Raw genomic sequence first — 16,549 nt, 5'->3', positions numbered from 1 at the left:
CGTGGACACAGATCTCCTGCAGCAGCTGAATGTCGAGCGCCAGGCGCGGCGGGCCGCGATCCTGATCACAGATCTTGAGAATGGTGGCGGTCGCCTCCTACGTGAAGGCGAGCCTGCCGGTGGCGGGCTTGAAGAAGCGGCCGAGAGGGCTTTCAGGAGCGGCAAATCCACGATTGTTGAAGCGGATGGCCGCAGTCTCTTTCTCAATGTTCACGTGCCGCCGGCCCGTCTCGTCGTCGTCGGCGCTGTGCATATTTCCCAGGCGCTGGCGCCCATGGCTGCCATTGCCGGTTTCGACATGACGGTCATCGATCCGCGCACGGCTTTTGCCACCGAGGAACGGTTCGGCAGTGTCGAACTGCTGGCCGAGTGGCCGGATGAGGCTTTGGAACGCGCGCCGCTTGATGCCTACACGGCACTTGCCGCGGTCACCCACGATCCGAAGATTGACGATTTCCCGCTCAAGAGCGCGCTTGAATCGGGCTGTTTCTATGTGGGTGCGTTGGGCAGCCGCAAGACCCATGCGAAGCGGGTGGAGCGGCTGAAGGCGCTTGGCCTGGAGGAGGCGCAGATCGATCGAATCGCTTCGCCGATCGGTCTCGATATCGGTGCTTCGAGCCCGGCGGAGATCGCCGTCGCGATACTGGCCGAGGTGATCGCTGCCCTGCGCAAACGACAGGTTGCGGCCAGTTGAAGTTCGGAACGGTCAGGACGGACGATGCTCTTGGCGCCATTCTGGCGCATTCGCTGTCGGCCGGAGGTTTGCGGCTGAAGAAAGGCCGCGTGCTCGGCGCCGCGGATCTTGACGCGTTGCGCGCGGCCGGCGTCACAGAGGTGATCGCGGCGCAACTCGAGCCGGGCGACATTGGCGAGGACGAGGCGGCAGGGCGCCTTGCCGGGGCGCTCAACGCCGATCATGTGCGGGCAGGGGCCGCCGCGACAGGCCGGGTCAATCTGTTTGCCGAATGCAACGGGCTGTTTCTTGCCGATGCGTCCAGGGTCGACCGGTTCAACCGGATCGATCCGGCGATAACGCTGGCAACGATCGCCGATCATCAGCAAGTCGCCGCCGGCGACATGGTGGCGACCGTAAAGATCATTCCGCTCGCAGTGGACGGCACGAGCCTCGAGCAGGCATCGTCCGCCATAGCATTGGCCGGGACCATGTCCGTGCGGCCGTTTTCAAGCGCGCGTGTGGGCCTTTTGGCCACCGAGCTTCCGTCGTTGAAAACATCGGTGATGGACAAGACGGCGCGGCTGCTGCAGGAGCGGCTGAATGCCTCGGACAGCGCTCTGGTCGATGAGATCAGAGTTCCTCACAATCCGGAAGCGGTCGGTGAAGCGATTTCGACGCTGAAAGACGCGTCGGACATGATCATCGCATTCGGGGCGTCGGCCATTGTCGATGGTGACGATGTCATTCCCGCGGGAATCCGGCTGGCGGGCGGTGTCGTCGATCATGTCGGCATGCCGGTGGATCCGGGCAATCTGCTCGTGCTCGCCCATATCGGGGACGTGCCGGTGATCGGCGCGCCCGGATGCGCGCGCAGCCCCAAGGAGAACGGTTTCGACTGGATCCTTGCGCGGCTCCTGGCCGGCGAGCGGCCCGGTTCGGACGAGATCATGGCCTTGGGCGTCGGCGGACTGCTCAAGGAAATTCCGAGCCGGCCGCAGCCACGGCTTGCATCCAAGCCGACGCTGGAGGAGGCGCTGCCCTTGGAAATTGTCGTTCTGGCCGCCGGCCAGGCGAGCCGTATGGGTGCGCCGGGCGCCGAAGCAGATCAGGCCCAGACCCCGCCGCACAAGCTGCTTGCCGAGTTCGATGGCGTTCCGCTCATACGCCGCTCCTGCGAGACCGCGATCAAAAGCAAGGCCAGCGCAGTGCATGTCGTGACCGGATTTCGCGGCGCTGACATGGCCGAGGCGCTTGCCGGCCTTGATCTGTCGATCATCGACAATCCCGACTACGGCGAAGGCATGGCCTCCTCGCTGCGCCGGGGCGTTTCGGCTGTCGGTCAGGAAGCAACCGGCGTGCTGGTGATGCTAGCCGACATGCCGGCGATCACATCGCAGCATCTCGATGCGCTGATCGACGCTTTCAGGCAGGCTGGCGGCAACGTCGTGGTGCGCGCGGCCAGCGGTCAGGTGCGTGGAAACCCGGTGATTCTCCCGCGTGAGACATTCGAGGCCATCACGCGCCTGGAGGGCGACGTCGGCGCGCGCCAGATTATCGCTTCCGCCGGGCTTGAGGTCATCGATGTGGATATCGGCGACGCCGCGCTGGTTGATGTCGACACCCGGCAGGCCGTGCTGGATGCGGGCGGTGTCTTGAAGAACTAACCGGCCACACGTTTCGCCGCTTCAAGGCCGCGCTCGATATCGGCCAGCAGGTCCCTGGTATCTTCCAGGCCGATCTGCAGCCGGATGAGGGGGCCAGCCGTCGGGCCCTTGGCAATCGTTCGGTCTTCCAGCCGAACCTGGACGGCGAGGCTTTCGTAACCGCCCCACGAGTAGCCGAGACCGAATATCTGCAGCGCATCGAGGAAAGCGTGCGCCTTCTTGCGCTGGACTTCCCCGGACGGCCCGCCGTCGAGCACGATCGAGAACAGGCCACTGGAGCCCTTGAAATCGCGCTTCCAGATCGCGTGCCCCGGGGAACTCGGCAAAGCGGGGTGCAGCACCTGCGAAACGCCTTCGCTCCCCTCGAGCTGTCGGGCGATCTCCAAAGCGGACTTTTCGTGGTGCGCGAGACGCACGCCCATGCTGCGCAGACCGCGCAGCACCAAGTATGTGTCGTCGGGACCCGCGCAAACGCCAAGATTGGTCTTGGCGTCCTCCAGCTTCTTCCAATGCTTGTCGTTCGCCGAAACCAGCCCAAGCAGAACATCGGCATGCCCGGCCGGATATTTGGTTGCGGCGTGAATGCTGATATCGACGCCGAAATCGAGCGGCTTGAAGTACAGCGGGGTGGCCCAGGTATTGTCCATCATCACCACAGCGCCGTGCCGGTGCGCGACCTCCGCTATGGCCGGAATGTCCTGGATTTCCATGGTGTTCGATCCGGGTGATTCGGTGAACACCACTTTCGTGTTCGGCTTCATCAGCGCGTCGATGCCGGCACCGATCAAAGGATCATAATAGGTGACCTCCACGCCCAGCTTGCGCAGCATGCCGTCGCAGAACCGGCGCGTGGGAAAATAGACGGAATCGACCACCAAAATGTGATCGCCGGCTTCGAGGAAGGCGAGAAGCGGAACCGTGACCGCCATGAGGCCGGACGGGACGATGATTGTTCCGGCCGAGCCCTCAAGTTCGTCGACGGCGTCGGCGAGGGCGTCCGTTGTCGGTGTTCCATGAGTCCCATAACGGTACTTTTGATTGTTATTTTCAATCGTCTCGGCGTCGGGAAACAGGACCGTCGATGCTCGGACAACCGGCGGGTTGACGAAGCCGTAATAGTCGTGCGGGTCGTTGCCCGAGTGAGTCAGCCTGGTATTGATGCCCCAGCCTGCACGATCACTTTTCTTCCTGGTCATATCGGTCCTTTGCCTGTCGCTCGTCGCCACGTCCGTTTAACGCGTCGGATGCGGCATTTCAAAGGGCAATATTGTCACCAAGGTTTGACATCCGGACAAATTGTTCTGCCTCGCCATCATGTTGGCGGGTTTAACCAAATTGGGCACGAAATGTCGGATTCTGGACATAGGCACTTGACCGCAGCGACGATTTCGGAATGTGATAGCGTCGTCAAAAGCGCGGTTGGGGTAGCAAGGCGCCGTATTGTGTAGGTTTATTCTTACCGGGCTTTTTGGGAGCGACACACAGGGCAAAAGAAAAGGTTTGTGTAAAATGAAAAGAAGAATTCTGTCGGTGATCGCCGGCACTGCGGTTTTGAGCCTCGCTGCGGGAGCCGCATCAGCCGCGACACTGGATGACGTAAAGTCGAAAGACTCCGTGCAGTGTGGCGTTAGCCAGGGTCTGCCCGGATTCTCCAACCCGGACCAGGACGGTAATTGGACCGGTCTCGACGTCGATTTCTGCCGCGCCGTGGCAGCAGCGATCTTTGGAGATCCTTCAAAGGTGAAATTCACGCCTCTGTCGGCCAAGGAACGCTTTACCGCGCTGCAGTCCGGTGACGTGGATGTCCTGTCCAGAAACACGACTTGGACAATGAGCCGCGACACCGCGCTGGGACTGAACTTCTCTGTCGTTAATTATTATGACGGTCAGGGCTTCATGGTGCGCAAGGATCTCGGCGTTAATTCGGCGCTTGAGCTTTCGGGCGCATCGATCTGCACCAACACCGGCACGACGACGGAATTGAACGTCGCCGACTATTTCCGTGCCAACAACATGGAATATGAGCTGGTGGCATTCGAAAAGGCCGACGAAGTCGTCGCCGCCTATGACGCCGGTCGCTGCGACGTCTACACGACTGACCAGTCGGGCCTTTATGCACAGCGTCTGAAGCTCACCGATCCGGGCGCGCATATCGTTCTTCCGGAGATCATCTCCAAGGAGCCGCTTGGACCGGTGGTCCGTCAGGGCGACGATCAGTGGCTGAACATCATCAAGTGGACGCATTTCGCCATGCTCAACGCCGAGGAACTCGGTGTGACGCAAGCCAATGTCGACGAGATGAAGAGCAGCGACAATCCCTCCGTCAAGCGCCTGCTTGGCACCGAGGGTGAATTCGGTGGTGCGATCGGTCTCGGCAATGACTGGGCCTACAACATCATCAAGGCAGTCGGCAATTACGGCGAAACCTTCGACCGCAATGTCGGCCCGGATACGCCGCTGGCGATTTCGCGCGGCGTGAATGCGCAGTGGAACCAGGGCGGCCTGCAGTACGGCCCGCCGATCCGCTAAGCGAACGGCATTCCTGCCCGGCGGTCATACCAACCGCCGGGCAGATTTTTTCAAACAATGAAATGATCCGCCGGCAAGGCGGACGTGGGGAATCATAAAGCTCGCTCGCCGTCGGTCTCGCGCGACACGGGCAGGAGAATTCAAAATGGCTCTGCAGGACGTTTCACAGGACGTCGGCCAGCCAAAGGTTGCGCTCTTTAATGATCCGAAAATACGCGGCTGGGTCTACCAGATCGTGCTGCTGGTGGTCATTATCTATCTGGTCGTCGTCGGCGTTCAGAACATGTTTGCAAACCTGGCCGCTCAAAATATCGCTTCCGGATTCGGCTTCATCGGACGCAATGCCGGTTTCGCGATCAGCCAGTCCTTGCTGGAATACAGTCAAGCTGAATCGAGCTACGGCAAGGTCTATGTGGTCGGCCTGCTCAACACGGTCTCGATCGCTTTCATCGGCATTCTTTTGGCCACCGTTCTGGGCTTCCTGATCGGCATCGCGCGGCTGTCGCACAATTTCATCGTGCGCGGTGTGGCGACGGTCTATGTTGAAATCTTCCGCAATATTCCGCTGCTCCTGCATATTTTCATATGGTATTTCGGTGTGCTGCGACTGCTGCCGCACCCGCGCAACAGCGGGGATCTCGGATGGCTTGGCCTGTTGAACAATCGCGGCTGGTTTGCACCGAAACCGCTGCCGCAGGAGCTGTTCTTCATCACCGCAATCGCGTTCGTGATCGGCATAATCGTGACGATTTTCATTTCGCGATGGTCGCGTCAGCGGCAAGCCAAGACCGGGCAGCAGTTTCCGGTATTCTGGACGGGCGTGGGCCTGATACTCGGCATGCCGGTTCTGGTGTTCCTGGTAACGGGAACGCCGCTTGAGTTCGACTATCCCGTCGCCGGCGGTTTCCGGCCGAGCGGGGGCATGACGATCATCCCCGAATTCATTGCGATGCTGCTGGCTCTTTCGTCCTATACCGCGGCCTTTATCGCGGAAATCGTCCGCGCGGGCATCATGGCCGTGAACAAGGGGCAGACCGAGGCGGCGCACGCGCTGGGCCTCAGGCACGGGCCGACGCTCCGGCTCGTGATTATTCCGCAGGCGATGCGGGTAATCATACCGCCTCTGACCAGTCAGTATCTGAACCTGACGAAAAACTCTTCCCTGGCGGTGGCGATCGCTTATCCGGACCTTGTTTCGGTGTTTGCCGGTACGGCGCTCAACCAGACGGGGCAGGCAGTCGAGATTCTGGGCGTGACCATGCTGACCTATCTTGCATTGTCGCTTCTGACGGCGGCGTTCATGAACTGGTACAACGCCAAGATGGCACTGGTGGAGAGGTAGGATCATGTCTGATACATCGAACAATCCCTCTGCCGCCTTTGTCCGCAATGAAATGATTGAGCAATCGGCTGCCCCGGCGAGGGCCGTCGGTATCGTTGCGTGGCTGCGCGGTAACCTGTTTTCGAACTGGGTCGATTCCGTCATAACGCTGATCATCTTGTACGGCCTGTACCTGATGATCCCTCCGCTTCTCAATTTCGCGTTCTTCGATGCGATATGGAGCGGAACGGACCGGACGGCCTGCACCACGGAGGCGCAGGGAGGCGTGCGCGCGCCCGACTGGTTCGGCGGTTGCTGGGCCTATGTGGACGCCTATTTCAACCAGTTCATCTATGGGCGCTATCCGGATGATGAGCAGTGGCGTGTGAACATAGTGTTCATCATGTTCTTCGGTGGATTGGCTCCGCTTCTCATTCCGTCCGTTCCGTTCAAGCAGGCAAACATCATCTTCATGAGCATCGTTTTCCCGGTGGCATCCTTCATCCTGCTCACCGGCGGAAACCTGCACTACACCGGGTTCCTGCTGCCGGGCTTTGTCATGGAACCATCGGCCACCCGTTTCTGGGTCGATTATGCGATCATCACGGCCGTCGTTCTTGCCATCGGCTACGGTGTATCGCGGGGAACGGACTCCGATCCGGAACCGATGGTCAAGATGGTGCTTTGGATCATGGGCGGCCTGGCGGTTGTCCTAGCCCTGTTCGCCGTTCCGTTCGGACTGGAACCGGTTGAAACGGACCGCTGGGGCGGGCTCCTGGTGACACTGGTGATTGCGATTACGGGTATCGCCGTTTCGCTGCCGATTGGAATTGCGCTTGCCCTCGGGCGCCGTTCGAACATGCCGATCGTCAAGCTGTTCTCGGTAATCTTTATCGAGTTCTGGCGCGGTGTGCCGCTGATCACTGTGCTCTTCATGTCATCGGTGATGTTGCCGCTCTTCCTTCCGGAAGGTGTGCATTTCGACAAGCTCCTGCGCGCGCTGATCGGTGTGGCGATGTTCTCGGCCGCCTATATGGCTGAAGTCGTTCGCGGCGGTCTGCAGGCTATTCCCAAAGGGCAGTATGAGGGCGCCATGGCGCTTGGCCTGGGCTTCGGGCAGATGATGCGCATGATCATCCTGCCGCAGGCGCTGACCCTTGTTATCCCGGGAATCGTCAACACGTTCATCGGCCTGTTCAAGGACACGACGCTGGTGCTGATCATCGGTCTGTTCGATTTCCTTGGGCAGATCCAGTCGAGCTTCACCGATCCGACCTGGGCATCGCCGGTGCAACTGGTTTCCGGCTACATGTTTGCGGCATTCGTCTATTTCGTCTTCTGCTTCGGCATGTCGCGTTATTCAGCATATATGGAACGCCGGCTCGATACCGGTCACAAATCATAAGTTAGGGGAAGAGCCATGTCTGAAGAGTCTGTACACGAGGTCGGCGAGGTGGATCGCTCGAAGATGACCGTCTCCGAGACGGATGTCGCGGTCGAAATCACCGACATGAACAAGTGGTACGGCGATTTCCACGTCTTGCGGGACATCAATCTCAAGGTCATGCGTGGCGAGCGCATCGTCATTGCCGGCCCGTCGGGTTCCGGCAAGTCGACGATGATCCGTTGCATCAACCGCCTCGAAGAGCACCAGAAGGGAACGATCGTCGTCGACGGCATCGAGCTCACCAACGATCTGAAGAAGATCGACGAAGTGCGCCGCGAGGTCGGCATGGTGTTCCAGCACTTCAACCTGTTCCCGCATCTGACGATTATCGAGAACTGCACGCTGGCGCCGATCTGGGTGCGCAAGATGCCGAAGAAGGAAGCCGAGGACATCGCGATGCACTTTCTTGAGCGCGTCAAGATCCCGGAACAGGCGCACAAGTTTCCGGGACAGCTCTCGGGCGGACAGCAGCAGCGTGTGGCGATCGCGCGTTCGCTGTGCATGAACCCGCGCATCATGCTGTTCGATGAGCCGACATCGGCGCTCGATCCGGAAATGATCAAGGAAGTGCTCGACACCATGGTCGGTCTCGCCGAGGAAGGCATGACGATGCTGTGCGTCACCCACGAGATGGGCTTCGCGCGCCAGGTGGCCAACCGGGTCATCTTCATGGACCAGGGGCAGATCGTCGAGCAGAACGAGCCGGGCGAATTCTTCGACAATCCGCAGCATGAGCGCACGAAGCTGTTCCTGAGCCAGATCCTACATTAGCAGACGCGGATTGCCGGCCTTTTTCGTTCAGGTCGGATGGGAAAGGTCGGTGGCGTCGTATCCGTAAAGCCAGTCGAGATCCGATGCCAGGCTTTCACCGGACCGCACGGCCAGGACAGCGTTTCGCGCAAGGCGGACAAAACCGCCTGCATGATAGGCGAACTTATTGAAATCGCTGCGTTTTCGAACCCTCGCAACGCGCGGCGTCCTGAGCGCGTCAAACCGGCTTATTGTATCGCGGGCGTTTCCCCCGACTGCCTCGTAGCAGGCGGCCAGCGCGCAGGCATCCTCGATTGCCATGGCCGCGCCCTGGGCGGCGTGCGGCGTCATTGCATGCGCGGCGTCCCCGATCAGCACCGTTCTGCGGCCAGCGACGAAACACGTGTGTCGCACCTCGAAAAGAGGCCAGTAGCGCCAGGATGTGCTTGCGAGTGCGTTTCGCAAGGCATCGCTCCACCCGTTGAAATGGTCGAGCAGGACCGATGTATCACCGACATTGTCCCAGTCGCGGTCCTTGATCTTGCCGGGTGTCACCGCGACCGCGTTGATGTGACCGCGGTGGCCGAGCGGATAGGTAACCAGATGGGTGTGCGGCGCCAGAAAGGCGTTGACATTGTCCTGATCGGCGATATCGGCAAATATGTCGGGCTCCAGCAGCCCGCGCCAGGCGATTGTCCCGGAAAAGGTCGCCGGACTGGCGCCCGGTGCGAATTTGCGGATCGTGGACCACACACCATCGGCGCCGATGACCATATCCGGCGGATCACCGGTCAATTCCGTCAACTGGTCGACAAGCATGTCTTCTGTTTCGGCCGTGATTCTCTTGCCGAGAAACAGGCGGATCGCCGGCTGCATCTTTGCGGCATCTGCCAGCAGGCCTTGCAGATCGGCCCGGTGCACAACGCCATAGGGTCCGTTCCAGCGGGCCGCGGCAATCCGTTCGACGGGAATTGCATTGAGTGCGCGAAGGTCGAGGCCTGACAGCAATGACAGGTTCGACGGCTCGACCATGACACGGGACAGCTCACGTCCGGTTCCCAATGATCCAAGCAGCCGGGTGACATTGGGAGAAAGCTGCATGCCGGCGCCGACCTCATCGAGGGAATTGCTGAATTCGGCAACATCAACACGGCAGCCGCGCTGTGCAAATGCAAGCGCTGCGCAAAGGCCGGCTATGCCGGCACCGACGATAGCAATTCTGGGTTGCATATTATTTATGTGCGCCCATTGGTCCGAGATGCGCCGTGGCCTCTCATACTCGGCGCGATCAAGCGTGCATAGCGTAGCAAATGCGGAGGGAAGACACCAGCGTCGCGGGGGCGGATGTCAATTTCGTCTTCAGTCGACCTCGACCTCGAAATTGCATCCTTCCGGCTGGGTCTGATGGGCGTCCAGTGCGCTATTGTAACGATAAAGCGTTGAACAATAGGGGCAAATTATTTCCTGATCATCGCCCATATCGAGAAATTCGTGAGGATGATCGAACGGCGCGCGAGCCCCGACACACATAAACCTCTTAACACCAACCTCGATTACGGGGTGCCCGGCATCATTCTGGAAATGCGGGATGGGGTGCCCGGCCATCTCAAAGCTCCAAGTTCTCATAGTCCACGCGGAACATATACGCATGGTTGTCATTCGTGTCGAGAGAATAAGTACGCAAGCGCAAGATTTCCCTGAAGAAGACCTTAATAAGTTCGTACTTGCTTATCAAACCGACAATAAAACCGCATGAGGGAAGCATCGAACGGAGGGGAGGCACCTGCACTCATGCGGTAAATGATTCCGCCGGATGTTGAGAAATGTTCAAGATTGTCCTAATGCACTGAATCGACACATCGCCGGAGCCGCAGATATGGACATCGATCGCCTGCCAATGAGCGATTTCAGCAATAAGGGTGCGCGCATCGCATATCTCGATGCCGGGCCGCACGACGGGTATCCGGTGCTCCTCATCCACGGTTTTGCGTCCACGGCGCATGTAAACTGGGTTTTCACCGGCTGGGTGAGTACGTTGAGCAAAGCGGGATATCGCGTGATCGCGCTCGACAATCGGGGCCATGGCGGCAGCGAGAAGTTCCATGATCCCAGGTACTATACGCCTGAGCTGATGGCATCCGATTCACTGGCGTTGCTTGAGCACCTTGCCATCCAACGTGCGCATGTCATGGGCTATTCGATGGGCGCGCGCCTGAGCGCCTTCCTGGCTCTGGAGGCGCCGGAGCTTGTCAGTACGCTCGTCTTTGGCGGCCTCGGTTCCGGAATGACAGAGGGCGTTGGGGACTGGGGGCCGATTGCCGAAGCGCTGCGCGCGCCATCGATCGATGACGTCAGTGACGAGACGGGGAGAGCCTTCCGGGCTTTCGCCGAGCAGACGAAATCCGACCGGGCCGCATTGGCCGCCTGTATCGAGGCATCGCGGACCCTGGTCACTGCCGAGCAGTTGGCCGCACTTGCAATGCCGGCGCTGGTTGCTGTCGGCAGCAGTGATGCCATTGCCGGTTCGGCCGACAAACTGGCGCGGCTGCTTCCGGACGGGCGCGCCTTCGACATTGCCGGAAGGGATCACATGCTTGCGGTCGGTGACAAGACCTACAAGGCAGCCGTCATCGGTTTTTACGAGGAGCACGAGAATTGACGACCGACATGGACGAGATGCGGGTTTCATCGGATAGCGTTGTGCCGCACGAATTTTCCGGTGCTCACGGCAACCGGCTGAATGCGAGTATCTATCGCGGCGGCGCGAAACCTGTGCTCTTCTTTCATGGCGGCGGCCAGACGCGCCACGCCTGGGACAATGCCGCCCGGGCCGTGCAGGCCGCGGGATATACGGCAATTGCGGTCGATCTTCGCGGTCACGGGGACAGCGAGTGGGTTGCCGACCAGCGCTATGCGTTCGACGACTATGCGGCCGACATCGATGCCGTGGCCCGGAAGGTTCAGGAGACATTCGGCGGCCAACGCCCGGTTTCCGTTGGCGCGTCGCTCGGCGGCATCTCTTCGCTGGTCGCGCAATATGAAGCGGGGCAATCGCTCCTGTCGGCGCTCATTCTGGTCGATGTCACGCCGCGCATGCGACGCGACGGGGTCGACCGCATTCTGGGCTTCATGTCCGACCGCATGCAGGATGGCTTCGGTTCGCTCCAGGAGGCGGCCGATACGATTGCGGCATACCTTCCCAACCGTGGCCGGCCGAAATCGCTGGATGGATTGTCGAAAAACCTGCGGTTGGGCGAGGACGGACGCTACCGCTGGCACTGGGATCCGGCCTTCATCAGCGGGCCGCATCCGGTCAATTCGGGCAAGCTGAGAAGCGATGAGTACCGGTTCGCGGCCACACGGGCATTGACCATTCCGACGCTGCTGGTTCGCGGGCGGCAGTCGGAACTGGTATCGGAAGAACATGCCGAGGAATTTCTGGAGCTGGTTCCACACGCAAGGTTGACGGATGTTTCGGGCGCCGGCCACATGGTTGCCGGAGACCGCAACGACATCTTCCTGCAGGCGATCATGGAGTTCCTTGACGGCCTAGGCGCCGGTTAAGAAAAGCCGTCACTTTCCCGAGAACACGGGCCGCCGTTTTTCGCGAAAGGCGCGCCGGCCCTCCGCGTAATCCGCGCTGGTGAATGTCGATGCTGCGATTTTCTCGGCAAGCAGCCTGTCCTGTTCCTGGCCGGACAAGGCGGCGCGGATCGAAGCCTTCGATGCCCGGTTGGAGAGCGGCGCGTTCGTGCATATCCGCTCAGCCAGTTCCAATGCGGTTTCACGCAGATCGGCAAGGCCGCACACGGTCAGAAGCAGTCCGGCGGACTGGGCCTCGCGCGCCGTGATGCGCCGGCCGGTATAGAGCATGGAACGAGCCATCTGCGGCCCCAGCGCATCGACAATATCGCCCATGGCATCGACCGGATAGGCAAGGCCAAGGCGTCCGGCAGGAATCGAAAAGATGGAGTCGTTGCTGGCGACGCGCAGGTCAGCAGCGGTGGCAAGCCCGAACGCTCCCCCGAAACAGACACCGCTGATCATGGCCACCACGGGAATCGGGCACGCGCGAACGGCGTGAAATGCGGTTGCGTTCGACAGTTCATAGTCCCGGGCGGTGTCCGTGTCCTGCCTGACCCGGTCGAATTCCGAAATGTCGGCGCCGGCCGAGAAATCCGTGCCGCCTTCGCCATGCATGACAATGCAACGTATATCACCCTGAGCGCACAGCCATTCCAGCGCCTTGGGAATCGCGTGCCACATCTCGAAATTGATGGCGTTCTTGCGTTGCGGACGATTGAAGCTCAGGAAACCCGTGTGATCGTCGGTTGACGCCATGAGCGTTTCGTCCGCGAAACTATGCCGTGATTTCATCAGGAAGATATCCGTTTGAATTTGAATCGATCTAGCCTATCTTTACCGGATGTTGTTCCCGGTGCGATAGAGATCGTACGCAACAGATTTGACCAGGGCCTGGTTGGCCCGGCATCAATCGAGCCCGATGGGGCATCGTCGGAGGATGAAAACATGGTTGCTGGCAAGGCCCTGACGGCCGAGCAGGTCAAAACGATGGACCCCATCTGGGATGCCATCCGTACCGAAGCGCTGCAGGCGGCCGAGAACGATCCCGTTCTGGCTACTTACCATTATTCGACAATCCTGAATTTTCGCACGCTGGAAGATGCGGTTATCCATCGTGTGTGCGAACGCCTCGATCATCCGGATATGCCGACCAATCTCCTGCGGCAGACCTTTGAGGAGATGCTTGAGGATTGGCCCGATTGGAGTTCCGTGCTCCGGGTCGACGTGCAGGCCGTCTATGACCGTGACCCGGCCTGCGACCGGTTCATCGAGCCGGTGCTGTATTTCAAGGGCTTCCATGCCATCCAGGCGCACCGGCTTGCCCACTGGCTGTGGGAGCAGGGGCGTCGAGATTATGCGCTTTACCTGCAGAGCCGCTCGTCTGAGGTTTTCCAGACGGATATCCATCCGGGCGTACGCATGGGCAAGGGCATTTTCCTCGATCATGCGACCGGTCTGGTCGTGGGTGGAACCGCTGTTATCGAGGACGATGTATCGATCCTCCAGGGCGTTACGCTCGGCGGAACCGGCAAGGAGTCCGGCGACCGGCATCCCAAGGTCCGCCACGGCGTGCTGATCGGCGCCGGCGCGAAAATCCTCGGCAATGTGGAAATCGGCTGCTGCTCGCGTATCGCGTCCGGATCGGTGGTGCTGAAACCGGTGCCAGAATCGACCACCGTCGCCGGCGTGCCTGCCCGGGTCGTCGGCAAGGCGGGGTGCAAGGAACCGGCCCGCTCGATGGACCAGATTCTCGGCGACGACTGAGCGGTTTCAGCGTTCCTCTGCGCGGCGTCATTTCGGTGGATTGACGCCGCGGGGCTTTACAGCCGGCTGATTGCCATGCAGAAAGCCGGCCGAGAAACAATCATACGGAGAGTGCCTTGAAGCCCGAAGAACTGCGGAAGCTGGATTCCTATTTCAAACGGACGTTCAATCCCAACATGGCGGTGCGCGCACGGCCGCGCAAGGACGACTCTGCCGAGGTCTATATTGGCGATGAGTTTCTCGGAGTTCTTTTCAGGGACGACGAGGATGGCGATCTGTCGTTCAATTTCTCGATGGCAATCCTGGACATCGATCTCGACGACCACTGAACCGTTCACCCCGGTTTTTCGAGCCATGCAATCCGAAAGCCGCGCCGACGCGGCTTTTTTCATGATGAGACCGGCTTTACGCCCACCTTCAGCGCCTGACCGACAAATCCATTGATGGCCCGGTCAAGTTTTCTCCATTCGGGAAGCAGGTCGCGCGAGAAGCGGTAGGTCATGGTAAGGCCGGGCGCAATGTTGACATCGCGCATGCACGAACGGGAACCCGCGGGCAGATTATCGCCTTTCAGACAGCGCACGACAAAGGGCAACTGGTCGGCGCGCTCGCCAACAAAAAGAAGTTCACCGGCGTAGCGGGAATCGGCGTCGAACTCCAAGACCGTAAGGCCGGTCTCGGCCATCGGCGCACGTTTTTTCGTGAGCCGTCCGTACACCGGCTGAAGACGCGCCGACATGTCGAGCGGCATCGTCTGCCCCGACAGGGTCAGAAAGACCAGTTGATCTGCATTTTCGATCTGATTGAAACTGCGGTGGTTGGTTCGGGAATATCCCTCCATGCCCGGCCAGGTGAAATAGGCGTCGATACGCTCGTACCGGCCGTTTTTGCGCTGATTTTCGAAGCGGAGCATATTGGCGGGCAGGGCAAGTGCATTTTCGCCGACGTTCAAGAGCACGGGCGTATCGTCGGTGCTGTGGCCGCCCATGACAATGCGTTCGCCGACCCAGCGCCCGGCGATGCTCAATGCCAGCGTCGCCAGCCCGGCAATGGCAACGAAAATCATGATCTTGCGTATCAGACGCGGAGAAATGAGCGGCTTCGGATCGTCGATTGACGTTGACGGGGCTGCTTGGTTCATGAATAGAGGTCCGGCCGCCGTGAGCGGATTGCAGTTTATTGCACCTGTTGGCGATCATTCAGGATTATGGTTAAGGGGCAGTAAACCGGCAGCAGCCATCAACAGCCAATTGCTGTCTTTGTCGCACATAAGGCCACCTATCGGAGGAAACAATGCCGCTTTACAGGCTCGGAGCTGACACGCCAATGGTCCCGGACGGTTTTCACTGGATCGCCGATACCGCAGTCCTGATCGGAAAGGTCATTCTTGGCGAGGATGTGGGTGTCTGGTTCGGATGCGTGCTTCGGGGCGATACCGAACCGATCAGCGTGGGAGCGGGCAGCAATATCCAGGAAAACAGTGTCCTTCACACGGATATGGGATTCCCGCTGACCATCGGCGAGGGCTGCACGATCGGGCACAAGGCCATGCTTCACGGCTGTACCATCGGCAACAACAGTCTCGTCGGCATGGGCGCGACGGTGCTCAACGGTGCCAGGATCGGAAGCAACTGCCTGATCGGGGCCGGAGCGCTTGTCACCGAAGGCAAGGAGATTCCCGACAACAGCCTCGTCATTGGCTCGCCGGCGAAACCGGTGCGGGAACTTGATGAAAAGGCTGTCGAGATGCTGCGGTGGTCAGCGAGACATTATGTCGAGAATGCGCGGCGCTTTGCGCGCGACCTGGAACGGATCGATGGATAGATGCTTGTGAAAAGGGAAGGGAGCCGGCTGACGCCGGCTCCCCAGGCCAAGGTCTGAGACGGGAAGGGTGGGGACTGACCGTGGCCTAACTCTATGCGTGCCCCGCATTGATTTCGTGGTTGCGATGGCAACCGGACAGATCGTGTTCAGTTCCTTTGAATACTGCCGACCGTGGTCGGACGGCTGTGTTTCAGCTTGGTCCAGCGTCCGGAATGACGCGAAGACTGGCGCTTCAGGAATGTGTATTCGGTATCCGACCACAGCAGCACCTTGTCGCGCATGTTGTCGAGAATGTAGTCGCCGAGATTGGTTCTGACCGTCAGCACCGCATGGCCGGAGCCGTCGGGCTGCCGCACGACCGTGATCAGGAGGTCGGCCGGTTTGAAGCCGGCCCGCATCAACATGCTGCGTTTGAGAAGCACATAATCCTCGCAATCGCCGACCGACTGCGGATAGGTCCAGTGTTCCTCGACGCCGAAGATCTCCATATCCGTACGCGGTTCGATCTGACTGTTGACCGCGTGATTGATCTCCAGAATCTGCCGCCAGGCTTTCCTGGTCAGTTCCATGGGCCGTGTGCGTCCCGAACGCTGACTGCACTCGGCGGGGTTCGACTGACAGAAATTGTAATGGCCGATCGGCTGGCTGGTGAGGCCGGCCGTCTTCATGCTCTGCGGGTTGGCCTGCGCCGCTGCAGGCAACATGTAAAGCGCGCCAACAAGAGCAGCCTTTACAAGCGTTGCGGTTTTCATTTGATCCTCTCCCCGTCAATGTGGGAGCGATCATGCCATTTATGTTTTTATATCAAGCAAATAATAACAGTATAAATAAGCACTAATTGTCGTTATATTTGGTTTTATTTATCGTAAAATAAATATAGATATTGAATAAAACAAGTATAAAAATTGATTCAAATTTTAGCGAATTTCCATGTGCGAAGAGATGCCCCGGCGACCGATTGAAAACGTCACTGTTTTCAGCCGTAGGCT

At 59.7% G+C, this 16,549-nt stretch carries 17 protein-coding genes; 11 read left to right on the top strand and 6 right to left on the bottom strand.

Annotated features, from left to right (window positions below; all coding sequences use genetic code 11):
* Window position 1: 1 nt before the first annotated feature.
* Window positions 2-694 carry an XdhC family protein gene (locus tag OOZ53_RS22795; protein ID WP_271092064.1) on the top strand — a complete coding sequence of 231 codons (693 nt, stop codon included), beginning with the start codon at window positions 2-4 and terminating at the stop codon, window positions 692-694.
* On the top strand, window positions 691-2,340 hold the full coding sequence (locus OOZ53_RS22790; RefSeq protein WP_271092063.1) for a molybdopterin-binding/glycosyltransferase family 2 protein: 1,650 nt from the start codon (window positions 691-693) through the stop codon (window positions 2,338-2,340). Before OOZ53_RS22795 ends, OOZ53_RS22790 begins: the two co-directional genes overlap by 4 nt.
* Here OOZ53_RS22790 and OOZ53_RS22785 read toward each other — a convergent pair.
* Window positions 2,337-3,536, bottom strand: coding sequence for a cystathionine beta-lyase (locus OOZ53_RS22785; RefSeq protein WP_271092062.1), 1,200 nt, complete (start codon window positions 3,534-3,536; stop codon window positions 2,337-2,339). The two genes, OOZ53_RS22790 and OOZ53_RS22785, sit on opposite strands and share 4 nt — an antisense overlap.
* 313 nt (window positions 3,537-3,849) lie before the next feature.
* Between OOZ53_RS22785 and OOZ53_RS22780 the strand changes: the two genes are divergently transcribed.
* From OOZ53_RS22780 to OOZ53_RS22765, 4 genes are all read left to right on the top strand, one after another.
* Window positions 3,850-4,869 (top strand): amino acid ABC transporter substrate-binding protein, encoded by a 1,020-nt coding sequence (locus OOZ53_RS22780; RefSeq protein ID WP_271092061.1) that lies wholly within the window; start codon window positions 3,850-3,852, stop codon window positions 4,867-4,869.
* Window positions 4,870-5,014: 145 nt separating this feature from the next.
* Entirely contained in the window at window positions 5,015-6,211 is a 1,197-nt protein-coding gene (locus OOZ53_RS22775; protein ID WP_271092060.1) for an amino acid ABC transporter permease, read from the top strand.
* A gap of 4 nt (window positions 6,212-6,215) precedes the next feature.
* Window positions 6,216-7,595: an amino acid ABC transporter permease gene (locus OOZ53_RS22770; protein ID WP_271092059.1), complete on the top strand. Its 1,380-nt coding sequence runs from the start codon at window positions 6,216-6,218 to the stop codon at window positions 7,593-7,595.
* Between the two features lie 15 nt (window positions 7,596-7,610).
* The gene (locus OOZ53_RS22765; RefSeq protein WP_271092058.1) at window positions 7,611-8,408 is read left to right on the top strand and encodes an amino acid ABC transporter ATP-binding protein; all 798 of its coding nucleotides are present in this window, start codon (window positions 7,611-7,613) and stop codon (window positions 8,406-8,408) included.
* Between the two features lie 27 nt (window positions 8,409-8,435).
* On the opposite strand, the gene OOZ53_RS22760 is transcribed toward OOZ53_RS22765, so the two are convergent.
* Together OOZ53_RS22760 and OOZ53_RS22755 are read right to left on the bottom strand one after the other, a co-directional pair.
* A complete protein-coding gene (locus OOZ53_RS22760; RefSeq protein WP_271092057.1) occupies window positions 8,436-9,617 on the bottom strand; it encodes an FAD-dependent monooxygenase in 1,182 nt (393 codons plus the stop codon).
* A gap of 129 nt (window positions 9,618-9,746) precedes the next feature.
* Window positions 9,747-9,992 (bottom strand): zinc-finger domain-containing protein, encoded by a 246-nt coding sequence (locus OOZ53_RS22755; protein ID WP_271092056.1) that lies wholly within the window; start codon window positions 9,990-9,992, stop codon window positions 9,747-9,749.
* A 271-nt stretch (window positions 9,993-10,263) separates the two neighbouring features.
* On the opposite strand from OOZ53_RS22755, the gene OOZ53_RS22750 reads away from it, so the two are divergent.
* Window positions 10,264-11,046, top strand: a complete 783-nt coding sequence (locus OOZ53_RS22750; protein WP_271092055.1) for an alpha/beta fold hydrolase — start codon at window positions 10,264-10,266, stop codon at window positions 11,044-11,046.
* Window positions 11,043-11,951, top strand: coding sequence for an alpha/beta fold hydrolase (locus OOZ53_RS22745; protein WP_271092054.1), 909 nt, complete (start codon window positions 11,043-11,045; stop codon window positions 11,949-11,951). Before OOZ53_RS22750 ends, OOZ53_RS22745 begins: the two co-directional genes overlap by 4 nt.
* A 9-nt stretch (window positions 11,952-11,960) precedes the next feature.
* On the opposite strand, the gene OOZ53_RS22740 is transcribed toward OOZ53_RS22745, so the two are convergent.
* Window positions 11,961-12,764: an enoyl-CoA hydratase-related protein gene (locus tag OOZ53_RS22740; protein WP_271092053.1), complete on the bottom strand. Its 804-nt coding sequence runs from the start codon at window positions 12,762-12,764 to the stop codon at window positions 11,961-11,963.
* A 153-nt stretch (window positions 12,765-12,917) separates the two neighbouring features.
* Between OOZ53_RS22740 and cysE the strand changes: the two genes are divergently transcribed.
* A complete protein-coding gene (cysE, locus tag OOZ53_RS22735; RefSeq protein WP_271092052.1) occupies window positions 12,918-13,736 on the top strand; it encodes a serine O-acetyltransferase in 819 nt (272 codons plus the stop codon).
* Window positions 13,737-13,852: 116 nt separating this feature from the next.
* Window positions 13,853-14,065 carry a DUF3126 family protein gene (locus tag OOZ53_RS22730; protein WP_271092051.1) on the top strand — a complete coding sequence of 71 codons (213 nt, stop codon included), beginning with the start codon at window positions 13,853-13,855 and terminating at the stop codon, window positions 14,063-14,065.
* 59 nt (window positions 14,066-14,124) lie between these two features.
* Here the strand turns inward: OOZ53_RS22730 and OOZ53_RS22725 are convergent, their stop codons facing one another.
* Window positions 14,125-14,877: a hypothetical protein gene (locus tag OOZ53_RS22725; RefSeq protein ID WP_271092050.1), complete on the bottom strand. Its 753-nt coding sequence runs from the start codon at window positions 14,875-14,877 to the stop codon at window positions 14,125-14,127.
* Window positions 14,878-15,029: 152 nt separating this feature from the next.
* Here OOZ53_RS22725 and OOZ53_RS22720 point away from each other — a divergent pair, with 152 nt between their 5' ends.
* Window positions 15,030-15,560, top strand: coding sequence for a gamma carbonic anhydrase family protein (locus OOZ53_RS22720; protein WP_271092049.1), 531 nt, complete (start codon window positions 15,030-15,032; stop codon window positions 15,558-15,560).
* Window positions 15,561-15,706: 146 nt separating this feature from the next.
* Here the strand turns inward: OOZ53_RS22720 and OOZ53_RS22715 are convergent, their stop codons facing one another.
* Window positions 15,707-16,312, bottom strand: a complete 606-nt coding sequence (locus OOZ53_RS22715; protein WP_271092048.1) for a transglutaminase-like cysteine peptidase — start codon at window positions 16,310-16,312, stop codon at window positions 15,707-15,709.
* Window positions 16,313-16,549: the final 237 nt, after the last annotated feature.

The sequence above is a fragment of the Allohoeflea poritis genome (assembly GCF_027889715.1).
Lineage (GTDB): Bacteria > Pseudomonadota > Alphaproteobacteria > Rhizobiales > Rhizobiaceae > Hoeflea_A > Hoeflea_A poritis.
Note: the sequence above shows the minus strand (reverse complement) of the source record. Positions and strands in the feature narration are given on the sequence as shown.